The 22728-nt window shown below is 71.1% G+C and carries 23 protein-coding genes; 14 read left to right on the top strand and 9 right to left on the bottom strand.

All coding sequences use genetic code 11. The features are described from left to right. Positions 1-22: 22 nt before the first annotated feature. The 5 genes from tsaB to OTB20_RS07715 are packed head-to-tail and all read left to right on the top strand — an operon-like array spanning position 23 to position 3378. Entirely contained in the window at positions 23-685 is a 663-nt protein-coding gene (gene tsaB / locus OTB20_RS07735) for a tRNA (adenosine(37)-N6)-threonylcarbamoyltransferase complex dimerization subunit type 1 TsaB (protein WP_267815831.1), read from the top strand. A 29-nt stretch (positions 686-714) separates the two neighbouring features. After that, positions 715-1257 carry a ribosomal protein S18-alanine N-acetyltransferase gene (gene rimI, locus OTB20_RS07730; RefSeq protein WP_267815866.1) on the top strand — a complete coding sequence of 181 codons (543 nt, stop codon included), beginning with the start codon at positions 715-717 and terminating at the stop codon, positions 1255-1257. After that, positions 1250-2407, top strand: coding sequence for a tRNA (adenosine(37)-N6)-threonylcarbamoyltransferase complex transferase subunit TsaD (tsaD, locus tag OTB20_RS07725; RefSeq protein ID WP_267815830.1), 1158 nt, complete (start codon positions 1250-1252; stop codon positions 2405-2407). Before rimI ends, tsaD begins: the two co-directional genes overlap by 8 nt. Then, on the top strand, positions 2404-2685 hold the full coding sequence (locus OTB20_RS07720) for a hypothetical protein (protein WP_267815829.1): 282 nt from the start codon (positions 2404-2406) through the stop codon (positions 2683-2685). The genes tsaD and OTB20_RS07720 overlap by 4 nt, the downstream gene beginning before the upstream one ends. A 54-nt stretch (positions 2686-2739) precedes the next feature. Then, positions 2740-3378: a hypothetical protein gene (locus OTB20_RS07715; protein WP_267815828.1), complete on the top strand. Its 639-nt coding sequence runs from the start codon at positions 2740-2742 to the stop codon at positions 3376-3378. Positions 3379-3403: 25 nt separating this feature from the next. Here OTB20_RS07715 and OTB20_RS07710 read toward each other — a convergent pair whose 3' ends face one another. Further along, entirely contained in the window at positions 3404-4579 is a 1176-nt protein-coding gene (locus OTB20_RS07710) for a THUMP-like domain-containing protein (RefSeq protein WP_267815827.1), read from the bottom strand. Positions 4580-4679: 100 nt separating this feature from the next. Between OTB20_RS07710 and OTB20_RS07705 the strand changes: the two genes are divergently transcribed. Next, positions 4680-5639 (top strand): polysaccharide deacetylase family protein, encoded by a 960-nt coding sequence (locus OTB20_RS07705; protein WP_420716348.1) that lies wholly within the window; start codon positions 4680-4682, stop codon positions 5637-5639. 95 nt (positions 5640-5734) lie between these two features. Further along, positions 5735-6499, top strand: a complete 765-nt coding sequence (locus tag OTB20_RS07700) for a polysaccharide deacetylase family protein (RefSeq protein ID WP_267815825.1) — start codon at positions 5735-5737, stop codon at positions 6497-6499. Here the strand turns inward: OTB20_RS07700 and OTB20_RS07695 are convergent. Genes OTB20_RS07695 through OTB20_RS07680 form a run of 4 tightly spaced genes read right to left on the bottom strand, consistent with a single transcriptional unit; the run spans position 6490 to position 11373 of the window. Next, complete coding sequence (locus OTB20_RS07695) at positions 6490-7911, bottom strand: FtsW/RodA/SpoVE family cell cycle protein (RefSeq protein WP_267815824.1); 1422 nt, start codon at positions 7909-7911, stop codon at positions 6490-6492. The genes OTB20_RS07700 and OTB20_RS07695 overlap by 10 nt on opposite strands. Continuing rightward, on the bottom strand, positions 7899-9200 hold the full coding sequence (locus OTB20_RS07690; protein WP_267815823.1) for an LCP family protein: 1302 nt from the start codon (positions 9198-9200) through the stop codon (positions 7899-7901). Before OTB20_RS07690 ends, OTB20_RS07695 begins: the two co-directional genes overlap by 13 nt. A 57-nt stretch (positions 9201-9257) precedes the next feature. Beyond that, complete coding sequence (locus tag OTB20_RS07685; protein ID WP_267815822.1) at positions 9258-10694, bottom strand: sensor histidine kinase; 1437 nt, start codon at positions 10692-10694, stop codon at positions 9258-9260. Next, on the bottom strand, positions 10687-11373 hold the full coding sequence (locus OTB20_RS07680) for a response regulator transcription factor (protein ID WP_267815821.1): 687 nt from the start codon (positions 11371-11373) through the stop codon (positions 10687-10689). The genes OTB20_RS07685 and OTB20_RS07680 overlap by 8 nt, the downstream gene beginning before the upstream one ends. 470 nt (positions 11374-11843) lie before the next feature. On the opposite strand from OTB20_RS07680, the gene groES reads away from it, so the two are divergent. Both groES and groL read left to right on the top strand, forming a co-directional pair. Next, positions 11844-12152, top strand: a complete 309-nt coding sequence (gene groES / locus OTB20_RS07675; protein WP_008739621.1) for a co-chaperone GroES — start codon at positions 11844-11846, stop codon at positions 12150-12152. Between the two features lie 136 nt (positions 12153-12288). Continuing rightward, complete coding sequence (gene groL / locus OTB20_RS07670) at positions 12289-13917, top strand: chaperonin GroEL (protein WP_267751524.1); 1629 nt, start codon at positions 12289-12291, stop codon at positions 13915-13917. An 86-nt stretch (positions 13918-14003) separates the two neighbouring features. Here the strand turns inward: groL and OTB20_RS07665 are convergent, their stop codons facing one another. From OTB20_RS07665 to OTB20_RS07655, 3 genes are all read right to left on the bottom strand, one after another. Next, positions 14004-14693 (bottom strand): ester cyclase, encoded by a 690-nt coding sequence (locus OTB20_RS07665; RefSeq protein ID WP_267815820.1) that lies wholly within the window; start codon positions 14691-14693, stop codon positions 14004-14006. Between the two features lie 72 nt (positions 14694-14765). After that, positions 14766-15539, bottom strand: coding sequence for an SDR family NAD(P)-dependent oxidoreductase (locus OTB20_RS07660; protein ID WP_267815819.1), 774 nt, complete (start codon positions 15537-15539; stop codon positions 14766-14768). 9 nt (positions 15540-15548) lie between these two features. Further along, positions 15549-16226 (bottom strand): MOSC domain-containing protein, encoded by a 678-nt coding sequence (locus OTB20_RS07655; protein ID WP_267815818.1) that lies wholly within the window; start codon positions 16224-16226, stop codon positions 15549-15551. Positions 16227-16305: 79 nt separating this feature from the next. Between OTB20_RS07655 and OTB20_RS07650 the strand changes: the two genes are divergently transcribed. Further along, entirely contained in the window at positions 16306-17205 is a 900-nt protein-coding gene (locus tag OTB20_RS07650) for a LysR family transcriptional regulator (protein ID WP_267815817.1), read from the top strand. 182 nt (positions 17206-17387) lie between these two features. Here the strand turns inward: OTB20_RS07650 and OTB20_RS07645 are convergent, their stop codons facing one another. Further along, positions 17388-17723, bottom strand: a complete 336-nt coding sequence (locus tag OTB20_RS07645) for a WhiB family transcriptional regulator (protein ID WP_267815816.1) — start codon at positions 17721-17723, stop codon at positions 17388-17390. Between the two features lie 379 nt (positions 17724-18102). Here OTB20_RS07645 and OTB20_RS07640 point away from each other — a divergent pair, with 379 nt between their 5' ends. The 4 genes from OTB20_RS07640 to OTB20_RS07625 all read left to right on the top strand — a co-directional run bounded on the left by OTB20_RS07640 (position 18103) and on the right by OTB20_RS07625 (position 22659). After that, positions 18103-18714 (top strand): response regulator transcription factor, encoded by a 612-nt coding sequence (locus OTB20_RS07640; protein ID WP_003948568.1) that lies wholly within the window; start codon positions 18103-18105, stop codon positions 18712-18714. Between the two features lie 365 nt (positions 18715-19079). Then, positions 19080-19709: a sigma-70 family RNA polymerase sigma factor gene (locus tag OTB20_RS07635; RefSeq protein ID WP_267751516.1), complete on the top strand. Its 630-nt coding sequence runs from the start codon at positions 19080-19082 to the stop codon at positions 19707-19709. Positions 19710-19883: 174 nt separating this feature from the next. Further along, entirely contained in the window at positions 19884-21389 is a 1506-nt protein-coding gene (gene guaB, locus OTB20_RS07630) for an IMP dehydrogenase (RefSeq protein ID WP_267751515.1), read from the top strand. A gap of 145 nt (positions 21390-21534) precedes the next feature. Then, the gene (locus tag OTB20_RS07625) at positions 21535-22659 is read left to right on the top strand and encodes a GuaB3 family IMP dehydrogenase-related protein (RefSeq protein ID WP_267815815.1); all 1125 of its coding nucleotides are present in this window, start codon (positions 21535-21537) and stop codon (positions 22657-22659) included. The last annotated feature ends 69 nt before the right edge of the window (positions 22660-22728 follow it).

The following is a 22728-nucleotide window of genomic DNA, read 5'->3' as shown; positions in this document are numbered from 1 at the left end:
CCCGGAGTCGTAGGCTGTTCGCGTGCTCTTGCTCGCTGTAGATACCGCCACGCCCGCCGTCACCGTCGCCCTGTACGACGGCGAGTCCGTCCTCGCCGAGTCGAACCAGGTCGACGCCCGCCGTCACGGGGAGCTCCTGCTGCCCTCCGTCGACAAGGTCCTCGCCGAGGCGGGGGTCAAGCTCGAAGCCGTCACCGGCATCGTCGTCGGAGTCGGCCCCGGCCCCTACACCGGACTGCGCGTCGGCCTCGTGACCGCGTCCACCTTCGCCTCCGTCCTCGGCGTGCCCGTCCACGGGCTGTGCACTCTCGACGGCCTGGCCTACGCGGCCGGCGCGGCCGGGATCGAGGGCCCCTTCACCGTGGCCACCGACGCGCGGCGCAAGGAGGTCTACTGGGCGCGCTACGAGGACCCCCGCACCCGGGTCGGCCAGCCCGCGGTGGACCGGCCGGGCGATATCGCCGAGCGGGTCGCCGGACTGCCCTCCGTCGGGCAGGGCGCGCGGCTGTACCCGGAGGTCTTCACCGATGCGCGGGACCCCGAGCACCAGAGCGCCGCCGCGCTGGCCGCCCTGGCCGCCCAGCGACTGGCGGCGGGCGCGGAGTTCCTGCCCGTGACCCCGCTCTACCTGCGCCGGCCCGACGCCGAGGTGCCCAAGAACTACAAGGTGGTCACCCCCAAGTGACGGCCACCTCAGCAGTCGTCCTGCGCGAGATGCGCTGGTGGGACATCGGGCCCGCGCTGGAACTGGAGCACGAGCTGTTCCCCGAGGACGCCTGGTCCGCCGGCATGTTCTGGTCCGAGCTCGCCCACGCCCGCGGCCCCGGCGCCACCCGCCGCTACGTCGTGGCGGAGGAGGCGGGCCGGCTGGTCGGCTACGCCGGGCTGGCCGCCGCCGGGGACCTGGGCGACGTACAGACCATCGCCGTCGCCCGCGACCAGTGGGGCACCGGACTCGGCGCCCGGCTGCTGACCGAGCTGCTGCGCGCCGCCACCGCGTTCGAGTGCGCCGAGGTGCTGCTGGAGGTGCGGGTCGACAACGTCCGGGCCCAGAAGCTCTACGCGCGCTTCGGCTTCGAACCGATCGGATTCAGGCGCGGCTACTACCAGCCCGGCAACGTGGACGCCCTCGTGATGCGCCGCCTTTCCGACCCCGCACCCGGCGACCCCGCAGACCCCGACCCCGCAGACGCCGATTCCGCAGACCCCGACCCCGAATCTTTCAAACCCCTGCAAGGTGAGACGACCCATGGCTGACGAACCGCTCGTCCTCGGCATCGAGACCTCCTGCGACGAGACCGGCGTCGGCGTCGTCCGCGGCACCACGCTGCTCGCGGACGCCATCGCGTCGAGCGTCGACGAGCACGCCCGCTTCGGCGGGGTCGTGCCCGAGGTGGCCTCCCGCGCGCACCTGGAGGCGATGGTCCCCACCATCGAGCGCGCCCTGAAGGAGGCCGGGGTCAGCGCCCGCGACCTCGACGGCATCGCCGTCACCGCCGGCCCGGGCCTCGCGGGGGCCCTGCTGGTGGGTGTCTCGGCCGCGAAGGCCTACGCGTACGCGCTGGGCAAGCCGCTGTACGGGGTGAACCACCTGGCCTCGCACATCTGCGTCGACCAGCTGGAGCACGGGCCGCTGCCCGAGCCGACGATGGCGCTGCTGGTCTCCGGCGGGCACTCCTCGCTGCTGCTGGCCCCCGACATCACCTCCGACGTACGCCCGCTCGGCGCGACCATCGACGACGCGGCGGGCGAGGCATTCGACAAGATCGCGCGCGTGCTGCAGCTGGGCTTCCCCGGCGGTCCGGTCATCGACCGGCTCGCGCGCGAGGGCGACCCGAAGGCCATCAACTTCCCGCGCGGGCTGACGGGGCCGCGCGACGCCGCGTACGACTTCTCCTTCTCCGGGCTCAAGACCTCGGTCGCCCGCTGGATCGAGGCGAAGCGCAAGGCGGGCGAGGAGGTGCCGGTGCGCGATGTGGCGGCCTCCTTCCAGGAAGCCGTGGTGGACGTGCTGACGCGCAAGGCGATCCGCGCGTGCAAGGACGAGGGCGTCGACCACCTGATGATCGGCGGCGGGGTCGCGGCCAACTCCCGGCTGCGCACCCTCGCCCAGGAGCGGTGCGACGACGCGGGGATCATCCTGCGGGTGCCGCGGCCGGGGCTGTGCACGGACAACGGCGCGATGGTGGCGGCGCTGGGCGCGGAGATGGTCAAGCGCAACAGGGCCCCCTCGGACTGGGACCTGTCGGCGGACTCTTCGCTGCCTGTGACGGAGCCGCATGTTCCCGGGCATTCTCACGGCCATTCCCACGACGGCGGCCACGGTCATTCCCACGGCGCCGCCCAAGGCCATGCGCACGATCACGACCACGTGCACGAGCTGAGCAAGGACAACCTGTACTCGTGAGCACCGTCGCGCTGATGTGGGAGGCCCGGGCCGTGCCCGGGCGGGGCAACGAGCTGCTGGAGTGGGCCCGTTCGCAAGTCCTGGCCCAAGATCCGGTGCGGCGCGAGGTGTTCAGCGCCCCGCACGACCGGGTCCTCGTCATCACCTGGTGGGAGGCGGCCGAGGGGGTCGGCGCCGAGCTGCCCGAACTGCCGGAGCCGGCAGCGGATTTGATCACGCGGGCGGTCCACCGCTGGCGCTTCGAATCGGTGGAGGTCGGGGAGGCCGACGGAAGCTGATCCTCCGCCAGGTGGCCCGCCGGGACGCCCTGGAGAGCGGATATGGTCATGCTCATGCCCCGCCGTGACCTGCCGCCGCCACCCCCTCCCGTGCACCTGCGCGCCTGGCTCGACGCGAACACCGTACGGGCCGACCGCGCCCGCTTCCTGAGCGAGCTCGGGCGGCGCAGTCTGGGATTCGGCCGGCTGATGCTCCTCTGGGCGGTCTCGGCGGTCTTCGTCCTCGGCTGGTCCTTCGTCGGCATGGCCTTCATGGCCATCGAGACGCACGAGCCGCTCGCGTACCTCTTCGGCCTCATCTTCGCCGTGCTCGGCGTGGGGGTGCTGATACCGGCCGGGTTCTGGTTCGCCTGGGGCGCCAAACGGGACCGGCAGGTGCGCCGGCTGATGTGCGCCTGGGCGGAACTGGACCGGGACCCGCCCGTGGACGCCGCCGTACGCGCGCCGGGGCGCAGCCTCATTTGGCTGCTGGCCTCCTTCGTCCTGGGCGCGTTCGGCCTCTGGGTGACCTTCGCGTCGGCGGTGTCGGCCCGGCCCGGAGCGGACACCTACGGAGAGGTCGCCTACACCATGGGCCTCGGCATGATCCTGTGGATCACCGCCCTGCTGGGCCTCGGCAAGGCGGGCGCGCACTACCGCTGGGCGCTACGGGTCTTCCGCGCCGGCCCGGCGGCCACGGCGCCGGGGCGCTAGTACACGGCGACCGCCCGGCCCGTGATCAGCCCTTCGTCGGGGAGCCGATCAGCATCGAGGGGGCCCCGGCGACCCGGGTCAGGAACACGGTCGCGGAGTTCGGCCCCTGCGGCTTCACCTTCTTGCGCAGTTCCTCGGGCTCGATCGCGGAGCCGCGCTTCTTCACCGTGAGGATGCCGACCCCGCGCTCGCGCATCAGCGCCTTGAGCCTCTTCAGCCCGAACGGCAGCACGTCGGTGATCTCGTACGAGGTCGCGTACGGGGTCTCGCGCAGCTCGTCGGCGGTGATGTACGCGATGGTCGGGTCGATCAGCCGCCCGCCCAGCTGCTGCGCCACCTCGGCGACGAGGTGGGCCCGGATCACGGCGCCGTCGGGCTCGTAGAGGTAGCGGCCCACGGGTCCGGCCTCGGGGTCGGGCAGCGGATCGGAGGTCGCCAGCACGCGCGGCCCGGGCAGCAGGGTGGCGCGGATCTCGCCGGGGGCCGTCCCGAACCACAGGACGGCCTCCTTCACGTCCCCCTGATCGGAGATCCACTCGGCCTCGGCCTCGGCGGGCACGGCCTCGTGCGGAATTCCGGGAGCGATCTTGACGGCGGCGAACTCGGCGGCGCGGGCGGTGGCGATCGCCCAGGACAGCGGCGGCGAGTAGGACTCCGGGTCGAAGATGCGGCCCCGCCCGCCCCGGCGGGCCGGGTCGATGAAGACGGCGTCGTAGCCCGCGGTGTCGATCTCCGTCACATCGGCCTCCCGGACCTCGATCAGGTCCGCCAGCCCCAGCGCCTCGGCGTTGGCACGTGCAACGGCGACGGTGAGCAGATCGTGGTCCACCGCCAGTACCCGGATGCCGAGCCGGGCCAGGGCCAGGGCGTCGCCGCCGATCCCGCAGCAGAGGTCCGCGACGCTCCGTACGCCCAGGGCGGCGAGCCGCTCGGCTCGGTACGAGGCCACCGAGGCGCGGGTGGCCATCTCCGCGCCGCCGGGGGTGAAGTACATCCGCCCGGCGTCCTCGGCCCCGAACTTCGCCACCGCGCGCTGCCGCAGCCGGGCCTGTCCGAGGGCGGCGGAGACCAGGGCGGCGGGGTGCTCGCGGCGCAGCCGGGTGGCGACGGCGAGCTCCTGGGCGGGGTCGTAGTCCCGCAGCGAGTCGAGGAGGGCGTGGCCCTCGGGGGCGAGGAGCGCGGCGAAGTCTTCGGGGGTCACCGGTCCATTGTCGGCCACGGTGGGCCACTCGGAGGAAGGTCGGATTCCCCTCGCGGTGTCGGCCAGGGCGCGTGCGTAGCGGCTGTAAAGATGCCCAACTATGCAGCTAGTCGGACAAAAGGAACATAAGACGCTACATGGTCACCGGGCCGCGGCAGTCTCGCGCGGCCGGTTGGGTACGGCCGCGATGGCCGCACTGCTCGTCGCCGCACTCGGCACGGGCTGCGGAGCCGGCGGGTCCGAGACCCCGGACAAGGCCGCGAAGGCGAAGGCCGCGGCGGGCGCCGAGAAGGCCGGTGCGGCAGGCGCGCTCGGCGGCTACGCCGAGAAGCTGAAGGCCCTCCAGCAGGTGCGGATCGTCGCCGCGAAGAAGTGGGGGCTGGTCAAGCCCCCGCTCGTCGCTCCGCAGGCGCCCAAGCAGAAGCCGGAGATCACCACCCGCGAAGGCTTCGAGGTCGAGGGCGGAGACGAACTGCCGCCGGTCTTCACCACCGTCCCCACGGAGGACAAGGTCGTCTTCCTGACGATCGACGACGGCGCCGAGAAGGACCCCGAGTTCCTGAAGATGATGCAGGAGCTGAAGCTCCCGTACACCGCCTTCCTGAGCGACTACCTGGTGCGGGACAACTACCCGTACTTCAAGGAGATGCAGGCGGCGGGCGTCACGCTGAACAACCACACGCTCAACCACCGCTACATGCCCGCGCTCTCCTACGAGAAGCAGCGCCAGGAGATCTGCGGACAGCAGGACACGATCGAGAAGCAGTTCGGCAAGCGGCCCACGCTCTTCCGCCCGCCGTACGGGAACTACAACGAGGACACGCTGCGCGCGGCCAAGTCCTGCGGCATCAAGTCCGTTCCGCTGTGGGCCGAGGAGGCCTTCCCGAACCGGATGGACTGGCGGGAGTGGGACAAGGACCTGCACCCCGGTGACATCATCCTCACGCACTTCCGGGGCAAGGAAGACTGGAAGGGCAGCATGACTGACATGATCCGTCATGTCATGAAGACCGTCACGGACAAGGGTTATGCCGTGGCTCGCCTGGAGGATTACTTGTGAAGTACGCGCGCCGGTTCGTAGCCGGGACGCTGGCGGCCGGCGCGCTCGCGCTGTCCCTGACGGGGTGCGGGGACAGCGTGGACCCCATCGAAAGAATGGGACCCAAGACGACGGAGGCCAAGCCGTCTCCGTCCGGCTCGGCGGCCCCCGATGGCGGGACCGAGGGGGACCGGGCGTACGAGAAGTGGGGCCTGAGCGCCCCGCTCCAGTACGCGCCCAAGCCGGTGTTCAAACCTCTCATCCCGCCGGGGAAGCCGGGCCAGGCCCCGATCCTGAATCGAATACCCGTTCCGGCGGACGACAAGGTCGTCTTCCTCACGTTCGACGACGGCGCGGAGAAGGACCCCGAGTTCCTGCGGATGGCCGCCGACCTGAAGCTGCCGATCAGCATGTTCCTGACGGACAAGATCGCCTCGGTGGATTACGGCCACTTCGAGCAGCTCCGCGACAACGGCTCGAACAGCACGATCAACAACCACACCCTCTCGCACCTGAAAATGCGGACCCTGTCCTTCGCGGAGCAGAAGAGGGAGATATGTGGTCAGCAGGTGCGGCTGGAGAGGCGTTTCGGTACGAAGCCGACCTTGTTCCGGCCGCCGTACGGCAACTACAACGACGACACCCTCAAGGCCGCGCACCAGTGCGGAATAACGCAGGTCCTGCTGTGGCGCGCGTCGATGCAGATCCACGACTTCCAGTACGCCGAGGGCTCCAGCCTCCAGCCGGGCGACATCATCCTGGCGCACTTCCGCGGCCCGAAGCACATGAAGGGCACGACCGAGACCCAGATGGTGACGGCGATGCTCCAGCGGATACAGGAGCAGGGCTTCCGGATCGGCCGCGTGGAGGACTACCTGTAGACCGGATCGGGGTGCGGCTCCGACCCGGCCAGCGGCGTGATCGTCGTTTCCGCCGGGCCCCGGGCGTCCGCCTCACGTTGCCGTTCGGTGCTGTCGGAGATGCGCAGCAGCAGGGCGATCATGATCCAGTTGGCCAGGAGGGACGAGCCGCCCGCGGCGAGGAAGGGCAGGGCCTTGCCCGTCAGCGGGATCAGCCCCGTGACGCCGCCCGCCACCACGAAGACCTGCAGGGCGAGGGCGGAGGACAGGCCCACCGCCAGCAGCTTGCCGAACGGGTCGCGGGCGCCCAGCGCCATCCGCAGCCCCCGCTGCACGAGGAGCGCGTACAGGATCAGGACGGCCATGACCCCGGCCAGGCCGAGTTCCTCGCCCACGGTCGTCAGGATGAAGTCGCTGCGGCCCGCGAACTTGATCAGTTCGGGCTGGCCCATCCCGAGGCCCGTGCCCGAGATGCCGCCCGTGCCGAAGCTGAACAGCGCCTGCGCCGACTGGTCCGAGACGACGCCCGGCGGCCGGTCCTTCCAGTAGTACGACAACGGGTTCAGCCAGGCGGCCACGCGCGCCTTGACGTGCGGTTCCGTCGAGCCCACGACGAAGGCGCCCGCCGAGGCGAGGACCAGGCCGCAGACGATCCAGCTGGTGCGTTCCGTGGCCACGTAGAGCATGACCACGAAGACGCCGAAGAAGATCAGCGAGGTGCCGAGGTCGCGCTCGAAGACCAGCACGAGCAGCGAGACCACCCACACCGTGACCAGGGGGCCGAGCTGACGCATCGGCGGCAGCCGCATACCCAGGAACTTGCGCCCCGACAGGGCCAGCGCATCGCGGTGGACCACCAGGTAGCCCGCGAAGAAGACCGCGATCATGATCTTCACGAACTCGCCGGGCTGGACCGAGAGCCCACCGAGTCTGATCCAGCGCTTCGCCCCGTAGGTGTCCGCGCCGAAGAAGGCCGGCGCGATCAGCGCCACCAGCGCGACGACCATCGTGATGTAGATGAACCGCTGCAGCAGCCGGTGATCGCGCAACAGCCCGAGCACCGCGATGCAGGCCGCGACGCCGACCACCGACCAGATCAGCTGCCCGGGCGCCGTCGCCGGAGCGTTGTACCGCTCGATGTACCCCTGGTCGAGGCGGTGCAGCAGCACCAGCCCCAGCCCGGTCAGCAGCAGGGCCAGCGGGAACACCAGCGGATCCGCGTACGCCGCGAATCTGCGGATGGCCAGGTGCCCCACCAGCGCGAGCAGCGTCATGCTGATCACGAACCCGGTGAGGCCGGTCGGCAGCGCGTCGTTCATCGCCAGGCCGGCGGAAATGTGCCCGGAAACGGTCACGGCGAGCACGAGGACGAGCAGCAGGGCTTCCGTCCGGCGGCGCACGCCCGCCGACGTCAGGGGTTTCAGTCCACGCACGGGACGCCGCCGGCGTCGATGGCGGGAACTCCGCTGCCGCTCCGGGACGGTGCGGGCGCCGGCGCGGAGCCCTGGGGCGAGCCCGGCGCGGACGCGGCCGGGGAGGAACCCTGCGGTGCGGGCGTGCCCGGTGAGGAGGGAGCGGCGCCAGGCGCGCTCGGGCTCGCGCTCGCAGAGGCCCCGGGCCCGATCCGCTCGGCTATGAACCGCTTTATCTTCATATCGTCTACGACGTTTATCTCTGCGCCATGGTTCCTGTCGAAGCGTTCGATGGGAAGGGTCACAAACTCCACGTCGCCCCCGGACAGGCTCTTCGCCTGCTTCACGAACGACAGCAGATCCCACCCCTGATCGGTGACCACGTCCTGCTTCGCCGAGTCGACCAGCTTCATCAGCTTCACCGGATCGGTGAAGGTCCCGGCCTGGTTCAGCTTGTACGCCGCCCCCGCCAGGAACGCCTGCTGCCGCTTCGTACGGTCCAGGTCGCCCATGGTCAGGCCCATCCGCTGCCGGACGAAAGCCAGCGACTGACGACCGTCCAGGGTGTGCCGCCCGGCCGAGAAGTCGGCGCCGGAGTTCTTGTCCTTCACGGCATGGTTCAGGCACACCGGAACCCCGCCCAGCGCATCCGCCAGATGGTAGAAACCGGCCAGGTTCAGCTCGGCGAAGTGGTCGATCGGGACGCCGAGGAAGGTGCGGACCGTTTCGAGCTCCGCCTTGCGGCCCGCCTCGCGCCCCTCGCGCTCCAGCTGCCGCCGGTCCGTGACCCCCTTGGCGGCGAGCTGCTCCTCCACCTCGGCCTTCGCCCGCCCGTACGCCTCCTTGATCTTGGCCTTGCCGGTGTGACCGGGCACGCCGTGCAACTCCACGAAGTCGTCGCGGGGCACCGAGAAGGCCTGCGCCTGGCCGCCGTTGCCGGGGACGTGCAGCAGGATCAGCGTGTTGGTGTTGTAGCCGCCGACCTCCGAGCTCGCGCCCGCGTGCAGCTTCTCGAGGATCGCCGGCGGGAGGTCCTCGCCGTTCTGGTCCCGGCGGCTGTCCAGACCCATCAGCAGGATGTTCGTATCGCCGTACTTCGACTTCTCGGCGCCCTCCAAGGCCTTGGAGCTGCCGATGCTGGAGGCGAGGTCGTCGTACAGGTACCAGGCGGTCGCGCCCGCGAGCACCACCAGGGCGCAGCCGGACGCCGGCAGCGTGCGGGCGAGCCGGGACCGGCGGGAGCGCCGGCGGCCGCGGGACACGGGGGCCGGGGTCTGCGGTTCCTGGGGCTTCCTGCGGTGGGCACTCATGCCTACCGATGCTGCGCGAGCCCGGCTGAAGGAATCCTGAGGGTCCTGAAGGCGCCTTCAGGAGCGGCCGGGCGACGGCGCTCCCGAAACCGGGCGCCCCGGCACGCGCAGCACCAGCCGGGCGCCGCCGGCGGGCGCGGGGAGCGCGCGGACCCCACCGCCGTGCGCCCGGGCGATCTCCCGGGCGATGGCCAGCCCCAGCCCGGTGCCGCCGCTGGCCCGGCCCCGGTCCGCGTCCAGGCGGACGAACCGCTCGAAGACCCGGTCCCGGTCCGCCTCCGGGATGCCCGGCCCGTCGTCCGTGACCTCCAGCAGCGCCCAGCCGTCCTCGGCCGAGGCCCGGACCACGACCCCGGTACGGGCGTACCGCAGGGCGTTGTCCACCAGGTTGGCCAGCGCCCGCTCCAGCCGCGCCGGGTCCCCGGCAGCCGGTACGGGGGCCCGCGCGTCCACCCGTAGCGGGACCCGGGGCTCCGGGCGCCGCGCCGCGTCCTCGGCGGCCAGCAGCGCGAGGTCCACCGGCTCGGTGCGCGGCGCGGGTCCGCCGTCGAGGCGGGCCAGCAGGAGCAGATCGGCCGCGATGCCCTGGAGCCGCTCGGTATCGGCCAGCGCGGCGGCCACCGACTCCCGGTCGGGGTCCCGCAGCGCCACCTCCAGCCGGGAGCGGACGGCCGCGAGGGGGTTGCGCAGCTCGTGCGAGGCATCGGCGGTGAACTGCCGCTGCCGGGCGTCGCTGCGCTCCAGCCGGTCGAGCGTGTCGTTGACGGTCCGGGCCAGCTGCGCGATCTCGTCGGCGCCGCCCGGGTCCGGGACCCGCCGGTCCAGCTCGCTCCCGGTCACCGCCGCCAGCCCGCCGCGGATCGCGGTGACCGGGCGCAGCGCGTGCCCCGTCACCCACCAGGCCAGGGCCGCCGAGAAGGCGATCAGCGGGGGCGCGCCGGCCAGCAGCCCCAGCGCGACGGCCCGGCTGGCGTCGTCGACGTCCCCGAGCACGGTCGCCGCGTAGACGGTGTGCGGGTCGTGCGCCCCCGGTGGTCCCGGCGCGGCCACGGCGACCACCACGCGCCGCTGTGCGCCGGGGCGCGCGGGCGGCAGGACGGCGGAGCGCATGTCCTCTCCGGGCGCGGGGCGCAGCTCCGTGAGCTCGGGGGTGTCCTTCAGGTCCCCGCTGGTGGCCACGACCGTACCGGCCGCGTTCCGTACGAGGACCAGGTCCACCCCTCCCTCGGGCCCGGGCAGCCGGCCGCCGGCCGGGAGGCTCCCGGTGTCGTACTGGCCGGCCACCTTGCGGGCGGCGAGCTCGGTGCGGCCGGTGGTGTTCTCGATGAGGTTGGCGCGCAGCAGGGTGTAGAGCCACAGCCCGCCGGTGGCCAGTACCGCGGCCATCGCGAGGGCCGCGGCCGCGGCGGCGCGGGCCCGGAGGCTGCCTAGGCGGCGGGGCCGGGGGCGGGGCCGGCGGGGACCGGGCCGGAGCCGGGGCGGGGGCTCAGCCACCGTCCGGGGCCATCCGGTAGCCGGTGCCGTGCACGGTCAGGATCGAGCGGCGGCCGAAGGGGGCGTCGATCTTCCGGCGGAGCGAGGAGACGTAGACCTCGACGATGTTCGGGTCGATGCCGTGCGGGGTGTCCCAGACCTCGTCGAGGATGTCCTGTTTGGCGACGGCCCGGCCGGGCTGCTCCATCAGGCAGGCCAGCACGCCGAGCTCACGGGCGGTCAGCTCGATCTCGTACGTGCCCCGGCGGCAGCGGCGGCCGCGCGGATCGAGGACGAGGTCGCCGGCCTGCAGCACGCTGGGCCGGGCGGGGCCGGCGGCGGTGCGGCGGGTGAGCGCGCGCAGGCGGGCGGCGAGGACGACGAAGGAGAACGGTTTCGTCAGGTAGTCGTCGGCGCCCGAGTCCAGACCCTCGGCCTCGTCGTACTCGCCGTCCTTGGCGGTCAGCATCAGCACCGGGGTGGCGACCTCGTGGGCCCGCATCCGCCTGCAGATCTCGTAGCCGGAGAGGCCGGGGAGCATCAGGTCGAGGAGGACGACGTCGTACGGGCCGCCGGTGAGGGCCAGGTCCAGCCCGCGGTGTCCGTCGTGGGCGAGATCGACCCAGTGGCCGTCGGCGGAGAGGCCGCGCCGCAGCGATTCGGCGAGGCCCACTTCGTCTTCGACGACCAGAATCCGCATGCCCCAAGCCTCACATACCGGACGGCTCCGCCCGGGCCGCTACCCCCGGGCGCGGATCCCCGCCTCCTCGGCGACGATGCGTGCCGGGCCCTGCGCGGGCTCTGTCCCCTCCCCGCCCTTCCGTCGTTCCCAGGGCCCGGCCCTGACCCCGGTCCTCAATCGCCGGATCCAGCCTCGCCGGCGTTTGAGGCGGTCTTTTCAGCCCCGCCGACGATTGAGGCGCAGGGGTCCGGGGATGCCCCGGGGGCAGGGATTCCGGGGTGCCCCGGGCGGCCCGGGCTGCGAAACCAGCGGCGCGTATTGGCACTCCGCTTGACCGAGTGCTAATCCCCGGAATAGTCTCGCGTCTGGCACTCGCCCCTGGTGAGTGCCAACACAGCGACAGGCAGGTCCGGCTCCCGCGACGACGGATCGACCTGGTCGCCACCCCAGACAGTTAATCCCGGATCTCCGAAGCGGAAGGTCAGATCGTGACGACCACCAGCTCCAAGGTTGCCATCAAGCCGCTCGAGGACCGCATTGTGGTCCAGCCGCTCGACGCCGAGCAGACCACGGCCTCTGGCCTGGTCATCCCGGACACCGCGAAGGAGAAGCCCCAGGAGGGCGTCGTCCTCGCTGTGGGTCCGGGTCGCTTCGAGGACGGCCAGCGTCTTCCGCTGGACGTCACCGTCGGCGACGTCGTCCTGTACTCCAAGTACGGCGGCACCGAAGTGAAGTACAACGGCGAGGAGTACCTCGTCCTCTCGGCTCGCGACGTGCTCGCGATCGTCGAGAAGTAGTCACTTCTCAAGTTTTGCTTTGAGCTACGCCCCTGGTCACCCCTGCTGATGCCGGGCGGCGAGGGGCGTAGTTCGTTCTAGACAGGCGGTCGCGGTGAGCGGCCGGGGATAGCAACGAGAGGGCTGAACCGCTCCCATGCCGAAGATTCTCAAGTTTGACGAGGACGCCCGTCGCGCCCTCGAGCGCGGCGTCAACAAGCTCGCCGACACCGTCAAGGTGACGATCGGCCCCAAGGGTCGCAACGTCGTCATCGACAAGAAGTTCGGCGCTCCGACCATCACGAACGACGGTGTCACCATCGCCCGTGAGGTCGAGCTGGACGACCCGTACGAGAACCTTGGCGCGCAGCTCGTCAAGGAAGTCGCGACCAAGACCAACGACGTCGCGGGTGACGGCACCACCACCGCCACCGTCCTGGCCCAGGCTCTGGTCCGCGAGGGTCTGCGCAACGTCGCCGCGGGTGCTTCCCCGGCCGCCCTGAAGAAGGGCATCGACGCCGCGGTCAAGGCCGTGTCCGAGGAGCTCCTCGCGACCGCCCGTCCGATCGAGGACAAGTCCGACATCGCCGCCGTGGCCGCGCTCTCCGCGCAGGACCAGCAGGTCGGTGACCTCATCGCCGAGGCGATGGACAAGGTCGGCAAGGACGGTGTCATCACCGTCGAGGAGTCCAACGCCTTCGGCCTGGAGCTCGAGTTCACCGAGGGCATGGCCTTCGACAAGGGCTACCTGTCCCCGTACATGGTCTCCGACCAGGAGCGTATGGAGGCCATCCTCGATGACCCGTACATCCTGATCAACCAGGGCAAGATCTCCTCCATCCAGGACCTCCTGCCGGTGCTCGAGAAGGTCATCCAGGCCGGTGCCTCCAAGCCGCTGCTGATCATCGCCGAGGACATCGAGGGCGAGGCGCTCTCCACCCTCGTCGTCAACAAGATCCGTGGCACCTTCAACGCCGTCGCCGTCAAGGCGCCCGGCTTCGGTGACCGCCGCAAGGCGATGCTCCAGGACATGGCCACCCTCACGGGTGCCACCGTCATCGCCGAGGAGGTCGGCCTCAAGCTCGACCAGGCCGGTCTGGACGTACTGGGCTCCGCCCGCCGCGTCACGATCTCCAAGGACAACACCACCATCGTCGATGGTGGCGGCAGCTCCGAAGAGGTCCTCGGCCGCGTCAACCAGATCAAGGCCGAGATCGAGTCGACCGACTCCGACTGGGACCGCGAGAAGCTGCAGGAGCGCCTGGCGAAGCTCGCCGGCGGCGTCTGCGTCATCAAGGTCGGCGCCGCCACCGAGGTGGAGCTCAAGGAGAAGAAGCACCGTCTCGAGGACGCCATCTCGGCGACCCGCGCCGCGGTCGAGGAGGGCATCGTCTCCGGCGGTGGCTCCGCTCTCGTCCACGCCGTGAAGGTGCTGGAAGGCAACCTCGGCCTGTCGGGCGACGAGGCCACCGGTGTCGCGGTCGTGCGCCGCGCCGCCGTCGAGCCGCTGCGCTGGATCGCCGAGAACGCCGGCCTCGAGGGCTACGTCATCACGGCGAAGGTTGCCGAGCTCGACAAGGGCCAGGGCTTCAACGCCGCCACCGGCGAGTACGGCGACCTGGTCAAGGCCGGCGTCATCGACCCGGTCAAGGTCACCCGCTCCGCGCTGGAGAACGCCGCTTCCATCGCGTCCCTGCTGCTCACGACCGAGACCCTGGTCGTCGAGAAGCCGGCCGACGACGAGGGCGACGCCGGTCACGGCCACGGTCACGGCCACAGCCACTGACCTGGTCAGCAGCTAAAGGCGAAGCCCCGGTCACCGCTGCCAAGCGGTGGTGACCGGGGCTTTCCCCTTTCGCCGCGGCCCTACGGCTACATCGCGCCGAGTTCCCTCATGAGGCGCATGGCGTCGTAGTGCCACCAGCCTTCCTTGAGCATGCCGTCCTCGCACCGGAAGACCGTCGTGCCGGTCATCGAGCAGGTCTTGCCGGTCGGGGCGATCCCCATGAACTCGCCCTTGTGCGTACCGGTCCAGGTCCACAGGGTCGTGACGTGGTCGTCCTGTGCCATCTGGGCATGGCGGGTGAAGGTGAAGTCGAAAGCGCTGCGCCACGCCATGACGTCCTCGCGCATGCCCTCGCGGCCGATCTTGTCCACGGGGTTGCTGATGTCGTGGTCGTGGTAGTCGGCCGCGCAGATCTCGTCGATGACGGACATGTCGCCCTTCATCGCGACCTCGTCGTACATGCGGTTCACGAGCAGGGTGTTGAGGTGCTCGTCGCGTACGACGTCCAGGTTGGTGAACTTGGGCATCCCTTCGCAGAGAGCCACCATCTCCTGGAACATCCGGTCCGTCTCCGGAAGGTGAGAGTTCTTCATGGCGGCTTCGTACGACGGGAATTCGACGAAGTCGAAGTAGTGCGTCTTGGAGTCGCGGTCCTGTGCGACGCGGCTGGCGAGGACGGTGCGCCTGCCCTGCGTCTGCTCCACGTAGCGGTCGAGGAGATCGTTGACCGCCTCGGGCTGACTGGTTTCGTAATCAACTAGCTGTACGAATGTCATGGCGTCTCCCGCGCTGGATGGGACACATTCAGTCTAGGGAGATTTGACTCATACGCCTCGTTTACCCGCTGGTCACTGCGGCCCGTACTTGCGCCCCGTACGCGAGGAGACCCCGCCCAGCAGCCCCCTCGGGGTCAGCTTCACCACGCCCATCAGGGCCTTGTACCGCGGGTCCGGGATCGATACGGTCCTGCCCCGCGCCAGGTCCGCCAGGGCCGCCGCCACCAGCTTGTCGGCGTCGAGCCACATCCAGCCGGGGATGTTGTCCGTGCCCATGCCGGCCCGCTCGTGGAACTCGGTCCGTACGAAGCCCGGGCACAGCGCCATCAGCCGTACGCCCGAGCCCGTCAGGTCCTTCGCCGCGCCCTGGGTGAACTGCACGACCCAGGCCTTGCTCGCCCCGTAGGTGCCGCGCGGCAGGAAGGCGGCCACCGAGGCCACGTTGATCACGCCGCCGCGGCCGCGCGAGCGCATCGGCTCCGCGGCGGCCGAGGTCAGCCGCAGCACGGCCTCGACGTGGACCTTCAGCATGGTCAGCTCGTCGGCCATGGAGACTTCGAGGTACCGGCCCTTGTTGCCGAAGCCCGCGTTGTTGACCAGCAGGTCCACCGGGTGCTTGGGGTCGCCGAGGCGTTCCTCGACCGCCGTGATGCCGGCCTCGGTGGCGAGGTCGGCGGCCAGCACCTCGGCCTCGATGCCGTGCCGGTCGTGCAGCTCGGTGGCCTGCTCGCCGAGCCGCTCGGTGTCCCGGGCCACCAGGACGAGGTTGTGCCCCTGGGCGGCGAGCCGCCGGGCGAAGGCGGCGCCGATGCCCGCCGTGGATCCCGTAATCAACGCAGTCGTCATACGCGCAACCTAGTCGCCCGGCTTCCCGTACTTCTCCACGTGGGCCAGTGCCTTGTCCCGAGCCTGCGGCTCCAGGGCGGCCCCGGCCGCCAGGGTGCGAGGCAGCAGCTTCCGCTCCGTGGTGAACGCCCGGAACCAGAACGCCACCGTCACCTCGTGCTCCGGGCGGTGCACGACCTCGATGGTGTCGCCGGGGGAGACGGAGCCCTCCCGGACGACCCGCAGGTAGGCGCCCGGGCGGGCTTCCCGGGTGAACCGCTTGACCCAGGCCCGCTCATCGAGCGCGCCCTGGAAGGTCCGGCACGGGATGCGGGCCGAGGCGACCTCCAGCAGCAGGTCGGGGCCGACCTGCCAGCGCTCGCCGAGCAGCGCGCCGTTCACGTCGATGCCGGAGGTGGTGAAGTTCTCGCCGAAGGTCCCGCCGGGCAGTTCGCGGCCGAGCTCGCTCTCCCACCACTCCAGGTCCTCGCGGGCGTACGCGTACACGGCCTGGTGGTCCCCTCCGTGATGGCGCAGGTTGCAGACCTCGTCCCCTTGGACGCCGCTCGCGCCGACGCCCTTGGGGCCCGGCGCGAAGACCCGTACGGGGCCCGGCGCGGGGATCTTGCCGTGACCGGTCAGGCCGTCCTCGGCGTCGGTGTAGTCGACGGCCGTCGCACGGCCCAGGTTCACGGAGATCAGATGCATGGGTTCACGCTAGCCGAACCATCTCAAAGCAGCCCGAGGTTATTGGCGTCGGAATCAAAGCGTCCCTTATGCTCGAAGGGTGATCGAGGCACGTCATCTCCGAGTTCTGCGCGCTGTCGCCGGAACCGGGTCCTTCTCCGCCGCCGCCCGCGAGCTCGGCTGCACCCAGCCGGCCGTCTCCCAGCAGATGAAGGCGCTGGAGCAGTCCGCCGGCACCCCGCTGCTGATCCGCACCGGGCGCGAAATGCGCCTCACCCAGGCCGGTGAGGCGCTGGTCCGGCATGCCGCCGGGATCCTCGCCGGGCTGACGGCCGCCGAGGAGGAGGTCGCGGCCATCGCCGGGCTGCGCGCCGGCCGGGTCCGGCTGGTCTCCTTCCCCAGCGGTAGTTCCACGCTGGTGCCGACCGCCCTCGCGGCGATGCGCGCCGAGCATCCGGGGACCCGGATCTCGCTGGTCGAGGCGGAGCCGCCGCGCTCGGTGGAGATGCTGCGCGAGGGCGACTGCGATCTCGCGCTGGCCTTCCGCTACGGCGGCGCCTCCGGATCGGCGGCCGAGTGGGAGGACCTCGTGGTCCGGCCGCTGCTGACCGACCGGCTCGTCGGACTGGTGCCCGAGGGCCACCGGCTGGCGGGGGCGGAGCGGGTGGGCATGGCGGAGCTGGCCGGGGAGCCCTGGATCGCGGGCTGTCCGCGCTGCCGCCGCCATCTGGTGGAGGTGTGCGAGAGCGTCGGTTTCACCCCGCGCATCGATTTCGCCACCGACGACTACCCGGCGGTGGTCGGCCTGGTCGGGGCCGGGCTCGGGGTCGCGGTGCTGCCGGAGCTCGCGGTGGAGTCCGTACGGGCCAAGGGCGTGAGCACCCTCGTCGTGGAACCGGCCGTCGAGCGGGAGGTCGTCGCACTGACCCTGCCCGACCTGGCCCGGGTTCCGGCGGTGGCCGCGACCCTGGCCGAGCTGGAGCGTGCCGCCCGGCGCTGAGCCGGCCCGGCCGGTACCCGTCCGGCCGACCGGCCGCTGGGCCGGGTGGCCGGACGGGGCCGCCACACGAGGGACCGTACGGCGGTACGGCCGGTCGGGCGGTGGCTCGGTCCGGTGCACGGCACGCTGTGCGTGCCGTTATTCGAAGAAACGTTCCTTCGGTCGTTTCGTGTGAAGCCCGCTCAGTGCGGAGCGCTCGGCGTGCTCGGTCCGATCGCGCTCGTCGCCGGGATCAGGCGATGGCGGGCGCGACCCATCAGCTCTTCGCGTTCGTCCTCGGTCAGGCCGCCCCACACCCCGTAGGGCTCGCGGACGGCGAGTGCGTGCGCGGCGCATTCCGCACGCACCGGGCATCGCATGCAGACCTCTTTAGCCGAGGCCTCGCGCGCGCTCCTGGCCGCGCCCCGCTCGCCTTCCGGGTGGAAGAAGAGGGAGCTGTCGACCCCGCGGCAGGCAGCCAGCAGCTGCCAGTCCCAGAGGTCGGCGTTCGGTCCGGGGAGGCGGGAGAAATCTGCCATTGGTAGTCCTCTTGGTGCCGGTACTGAGGCGGATACGGTCCATGTCTCCACACCTACTGTCGTAGTAGATGTAAATATGACTCATTGGGAATCTAGCCTCAGACATGCGCCAAACGGAAGGAAAGCCGCCAAATAGGGCATACCGTCATCCGGAGGACACGCGGCGAGTGGTGCCAGCCTCGTGTTCGGTTCCTCACGTAGAGTGCCGAAGGTGTCCGTCCGACCCGTAACTCTTTCGAGTGACCATCGTTGAGAGTGCGAAGGCGGTTGAACCAAGAAGTTCTCGGACAGGTGTCCGGGAGCATCGACCGCACAGGTGACGATACGTACCAGCCTGGAGGCTCAAGGTGACGCGCATCAGCAGCTGCGGGGGGCGGTCATGACATCCGTCCTCGTCTGCGACGACTCCCCGCTCGCCCGAGAGGCGCTCCGACGCGCGGTTGCCACCGTGCCCGGCGTCGAGCGTGTGACGACGGCAGCCAACGGCGAGGAAGTCCTCCGCCGCTGGGGTGCCGACCGTTCCGACCTGATTCTGATGGATGTACGGATGCCCGGGCTCGGCGGTGTGGAGACGGTTCGCCGGCTGCTCTCGGCCGACCCCGGCGCCCGCATCATCATGCTGACGGTCGCCGAGGACCTGGACGGCGTGGCCCTCGCGGTCGCCGCCGGCGCCCGGGGCTATCTGCACAAGGACGCCTCGCGCGCCGAACTGCGGGCCACGGTCACCCAGGCCCTCGCCGACCCGACCTGGAGGCTGGCCCCGCGCCGGCTCCGCTCGGCCGAGATGGGCGCCGCGCCCACCCTCACCGCGCGGGAGATCCAGGTGCTGGAGGGCATGAGCCACGGCCGGTCCAACGCGGAGATCGGGCGCGAGCTCTTCCTCTCCGAGGACACGGTCAAGACGCACGCCCGCCGGCTGTTCAAGAAGCTCGGCGCGTCCGACCGGGCGCACGCCGTGGCGCTCGGGTTCCGCTGGGGCCTGGTCCGCTGACCGTGCGACCGCCGGCCCTCACGGGCCGGCGGTGCCGCGGGCAGGCCGGCCCGCCCGGCCCCGGACCCCTGGTCCCGGCCGCCCCGGAATCTCCCGCCGACCGATCCTCCGCACGCTGGTGCGCGCCGGGGATTGACGGTGCACAATCCGGGGGACGTGTCGCTTCGGGCGCGATGCCGCATGCTTGAGGGTGTGGCGCATCCTGGAGATGTCGCCGCGGGGACGATTCGGCCGAGCGGGAGGGGAGGGGCCAGAGCATGAGTTCCGGTGCACCCACCCCACACAATCCGTCGACGCATAACGCTTCGACGCACAACACGGGCCTCGGTGCCGCGAATACGCCGGCGCCAAGGCACCATGGATCGATGCGTGACGACGAGGCCCCGGGGTCACCCGCGACCACAGGCGGAAGCCGCGCCGCCAGAAGCAGCGGCGACAGTACCGTTAGCGCGCTCGTACGCCGCGCGGTGGAGGGCGACGAACAGGCCACGCACGATCTGCTCGCCTTCGTGCACCCCCTCGCCATCCGCTATTGCCGCTCCCGCCTCTCGCGACTTCCGGGTGACGCTCGCCACTTCGTGGAGGACCTGGCGCAGGAGGTCTGCGTGGCCGTCCTGATGGCGCTGCCGCGCTACCGCGACACCGGGCGCCCCTTCGAGGCATTCGTCTTCGCCATCGCCGCGCACAAGGTCGCCGATCTGCAGCGGGCCGCCATGCGCCATCCGGGCAGTACGGCCGTGCCCTCCGACGAGATGCCGGAGCGGCCCGACGACTCCCTGGGTCCGGAGGAGCGGGCGCTGCTCAGCAGCGACGCCGCCTGGGCCAAGAAGCTGCTGGCCAACCTTCCGGAGAACCAGCGCGAGCTCCTCGTGCTGCGCGTGGCCGTCGGGCTCACCGCCGAGGAGACCGGGCAGATGCTCGGCATGTCCCCCGGGGCGGTGCGCGTGGCCCAGCACCGCGCGCTGAGCCGGCTCCGCGCGCTCGCGGAGCAATAGGCCGGAACGGCAGTGGGCCCGTATGGGGCTTGTGGGGCTTTGGGGGTGTTTTTTATGAGTTTCATCTCGTAGGAAACCATGAACCTTGGGCTTGATCTTGGTCGTGGAATGAGACGCCTCGGGATCCCGTTAGCATGGACATCCGCGCTGAGCAAGACCATCTTGGAAGGTGTCATGACTGTGAACGCCGACGGAGTGCCCGACAAATTCGCCACACTCGGCCTCACATATGACGATGTGCTCCTGCTGCCCGGCTCGTCGGACATGTCGCCGGACGCCATCGACACGTCCTCGCTCATCTCCCGCAACGTCCGCGTGAACGTCCCGCTGCTCTCCGCCGCCATGGACAAGGTCACCGAGGCCCGGATGGCCATCGCGATGGCCCGCCAGGGCGGCGTCGGCGTTCTGCACCGCAACCTCTCCATCGCCGACCAGGCCAACCAGGTCGACCTGGTCAAGCGCTCCGAGTCCGGCATGGTCACCGACCCGATCACGGTGCACCCCGACGCGACCCTGGGCGAGGCCGACGAGCTCTGCGCCAAGTTCCGGATCTCCGGCGTCCCGGTCACCGACCCGTCCGGCAAGCTGCTCGGCATCGTCACCAACCGCGACATGGCCTTCGAGTCGGACCGCGGCCGCCAGGTGCGCGAGGTCATGACCCCGATGCCGCTGGTCACCGGCAAGGTGGGCATCTCCGGCGTGGACGCCATGGAGCTGCTGCGCCGCCACAAGATCGAGAAGCTGCCGCTCGTCGACGAGGCCGGCCTCCTCAAGGGCCTCATCACGGTCAAGGACTTCGTCAAGGCCGAGAAGTACCCGAACGCCGCCAAGGACAAGGACGGCCGACTGCTGGTCGGCGCGGCCGTCGGTGTCGCGGGCGACGCGTACGAGCGTGCCCAGGCCCTGATCGAGGCGGGCGCCGACTTCATCGTCGTCGACACCGCCCACGGCCACTCCCGCCTCGTCGGCGACATGGTCTCCAAGATCAAGTCGAACTCCACGGTCGACGTCATCGGCGGCAACATCGCCACCCGTGACGGCGCCCAGGCCCTCATCGACGCAGGCTGCGACGGCATCAAGGTCGGCGTCGGCCCCGGCTCCATCTGCACCACCCGCGTCGTGGCCGGCATCGGCGTACCGCAGGTCACCGCGATCTACGAGGCCGCGCTCGCCGCCAAGGCGGCAGGGGTGCCGGTCATCGGTGACGGCGGCCTGCAGTACTCCGGCGACATCGCCAAGGCGCTCGTCGCCGGCGCCGACACCGTGATGCTCGGCTCGCTGCTCGCGGGCTGCGAGGAGTCCCCGGGCGAGCTGCTGTTCATCAACGGCAAGCAGTTCAAGTCGTACCGCGGCATGGGCTCGCTCGGCGCGATGCAGTCCCGCGGCGACCGCAAGTCCTTCTCCAAGGACCGCTACTTCCAGGAGGGCGTGGGCGGCGACGACAAGCTCATCCCCGAGGGCATCGAGGGGCAGGTCCCCTACCGCGGGCCGCTCTCCGCGGTCGTGCACCAGCTCGTCGGCGGCCTGCGCCAGTCGATGTTCTACGTCGGCGGCCGCACGGTGCCGGAGCTCCAGGACCGGGGCCGGTTCGTCCGGATCACCTCGGCGGGGCTCAAGGAGAGCCACCCGCACGACATCCAGATGACGGTGGAAGCACCGAACTACAGCCGCAAGGGCTGACCGGAACACCACCGGAGGGGCGGGCCCGCACGGGTCCGCCCCTCCGGCGTGCCCGCCGCGTGCGTCCGTACAGCGGTCACCGGAACGCGGCGCGCCGGGGTTCGGGGATACTGGGCGGGCAGACCCACAGGAAAGGCCACCACACGTGACTGAGATCGAGATCGGGCGCGGCAAGCGCGGCCGCAGGGCGTACGCGTTCGATGACATCGCCATCGTCCCCAGCCGCCGTACCCGGGACCCGAAGGAGGTCTCGATCGCCTGGCAGATCGACGCCTACCGCTTCGAGCTTCCGTTCCTGGCCGCCCCCATGGACTCGGTCGTCTCCCCGCAGACCGCCATCCGCATCGGCGAGCTCGGCGGCCTCGGCGTGCTGAACCTCGAAGGCCTGTGGACCCGGTACGAGGACCCGCAGCCGCTGCTCGACGAGATCGCGGAGCTGGACGAGGAGACCGCCACGCGCCGTCTCCAGGAGATCTACTCCGCTCCGATCGAGGCGGACCTGATCCGCCGGCGCATCAAGGAGGTGCGCGACTCCGGTGTCGTCACCGCCGCCGCGCTCTCCCCGCAGCGCACGGCCGAGTTCTCCAAGGCCGTCGTCGACGCGGGCGTGGACATCTTCGTGATCCGCGGCACCACCGTGTCGGCGGAGCACGTCTCCGGCGCCGCCGAGCCGCTGAACCTCAAGCAGTTCATCTACGAGCTCGACGTCCCGGTCATCGTGGGCGGCTGCGCCACCTACACCGCGGCCCTGCACCTGATGCGCACCGGCGCGGCCGGCGTCCTGGTCGGCTTCGGCGGCGGCGCCGCGCACACCACGCGCAACGTCCTCGGCATCCAGGTCCCGATGGCCACCGCCGTCGCCGACGTGGCCGCGGCCCGCCGCGACTACATGGACGAGTCCGGCGGCCGCTACGTGCACGTCATCGCCGACGGCGGCGTGGGCTGGTCCGGCGACATCCCGAAGGCTGTCGCCTGCGGCGCCGACGCGGTGATGATGGGCTCCCCGCTGGCCCGTGCCACCGACGCGCCCGGCAAGGGCAACCACTGGGGCATGGAAGCCGTCCACGAGGACGTGCCCCGCGGCAAGAAGGTCGACCTCGGCACGGTCGGCACCACCGAGGAGATCCTCACCGGCCCGTCGCACTCCCCGGACGGCTCGATGAACATCTTCGGCGCGCTGCGCCGCTCGATGGCCACCACCGGCTACAGCGAGCTCAAGGAGTTCCAGCGGGTCGAGGTCACCGTCGCGGACTCGCAGCACAGCCGCTGACGCCCGTCTCGTACCGCCGGAGGCCCGGCTCCCCCCCGGGGGGGGGGAGGTCGGGCGGGACGGGTCAGC

Source organism: Streptomyces sp. H27-H1, assembly GCF_026627445.1.
GTDB lineage: Bacteria > Actinomycetota > Actinomycetes > Streptomycetales > Streptomycetaceae > Streptomyces.
The sequence above is the reverse complement of the archived record's forward strand: the minus strand, read 5'-3'. Positions and strand labels throughout refer to the sequence as shown.

Excerpts from the sequence above, each read along its gene's own strand:
- rimI (WP_267815866.1), top strand. The coding sequence starts at position 715 with ATGCGCTGGTGGGACATCGGGCCCGCGCTGGAACTGGAGCACGAGCTG.
- tsaD (WP_267815830.1), top strand. The coding sequence starts at position 1,250 with ATGGCTGACGAACCGCTCGTCCTCGGCATCGAGACCTCCTGCGACGAG.
- OTB20_RS07715 (WP_267815828.1), top strand. The coding sequence starts at position 2,740 with ATGCCCCGCCGTGACCTGCCGCCGCCACCCCCTCCCGTGCACCTGCGC.
- OTB20_RS07705 (WP_420716348.1), top strand. The coding sequence starts at position 4,680 with ATGCAGCTAGTCGGACAAAAGGAACATAAGACGCTACATGGTCACCGG.
- OTB20_RS07700 (WP_267815825.1), top strand. The coding sequence starts at position 5,735 with ATGGGACCCAAGACGACGGAGGCCAAGCCGTCTCCGTCCGGCTCGGCG.
- OTB20_RS07690 (WP_267815823.1), bottom strand. The coding sequence starts at position 9,200 with ATGAGTGCCCACCGCAGGAAGCCCCAGGAACCGCAGACCCCGGCCCCC.
- OTB20_RS07680 (WP_267815821.1), bottom strand. The coding sequence starts at position 11,373 with ATGCGGATTCTGGTCGTCGAAGACGAAGTGGGCCTCGCCGAATCGCTG.
- groL (WP_267751524.1), top strand. The coding sequence starts at position 12,289 with ATGCCGAAGATTCTCAAGTTTGACGAGGACGCCCGTCGCGCCCTCGAG.
- OTB20_RS07665 (WP_267815820.1), bottom strand. The coding sequence starts at position 14,693 with ATGACATTCGTACAGCTAGTTGATTACGAAACCAGTCAGCCCGAGGCG.
- OTB20_RS07660 (WP_267815819.1), bottom strand. The coding sequence starts at position 15,539 with ATGACGACTGCGTTGATTACGGGATCCACGGCGGGCATCGGCGCCGCC.
- OTB20_RS07655 (WP_267815818.1), bottom strand. The coding sequence starts at position 16,226 with ATGCATCTGATCTCCGTGAACCTGGGCCGTGCGACGGCCGTCGACTAC.
- OTB20_RS07645 (WP_267815816.1), bottom strand. The coding sequence starts at position 17,723 with ATGGCAGATTTCTCCCGCCTCCCCGGACCGAACGCCGACCTCTGGGAC.
- OTB20_RS07640 (WP_003948568.1), top strand. The coding sequence starts at position 18,103 with ATGACATCCGTCCTCGTCTGCGACGACTCCCCGCTCGCCCGAGAGGCG.
- OTB20_RS07635 (WP_267751516.1), top strand. The coding sequence starts at position 19,080 with ATGCGTGACGACGAGGCCCCGGGGTCACCCGCGACCACAGGCGGAAGC.
- guaB (WP_267751515.1), top strand. The coding sequence starts at position 19,884 with ATGACTGTGAACGCCGACGGAGTGCCCGACAAATTCGCCACACTCGGC.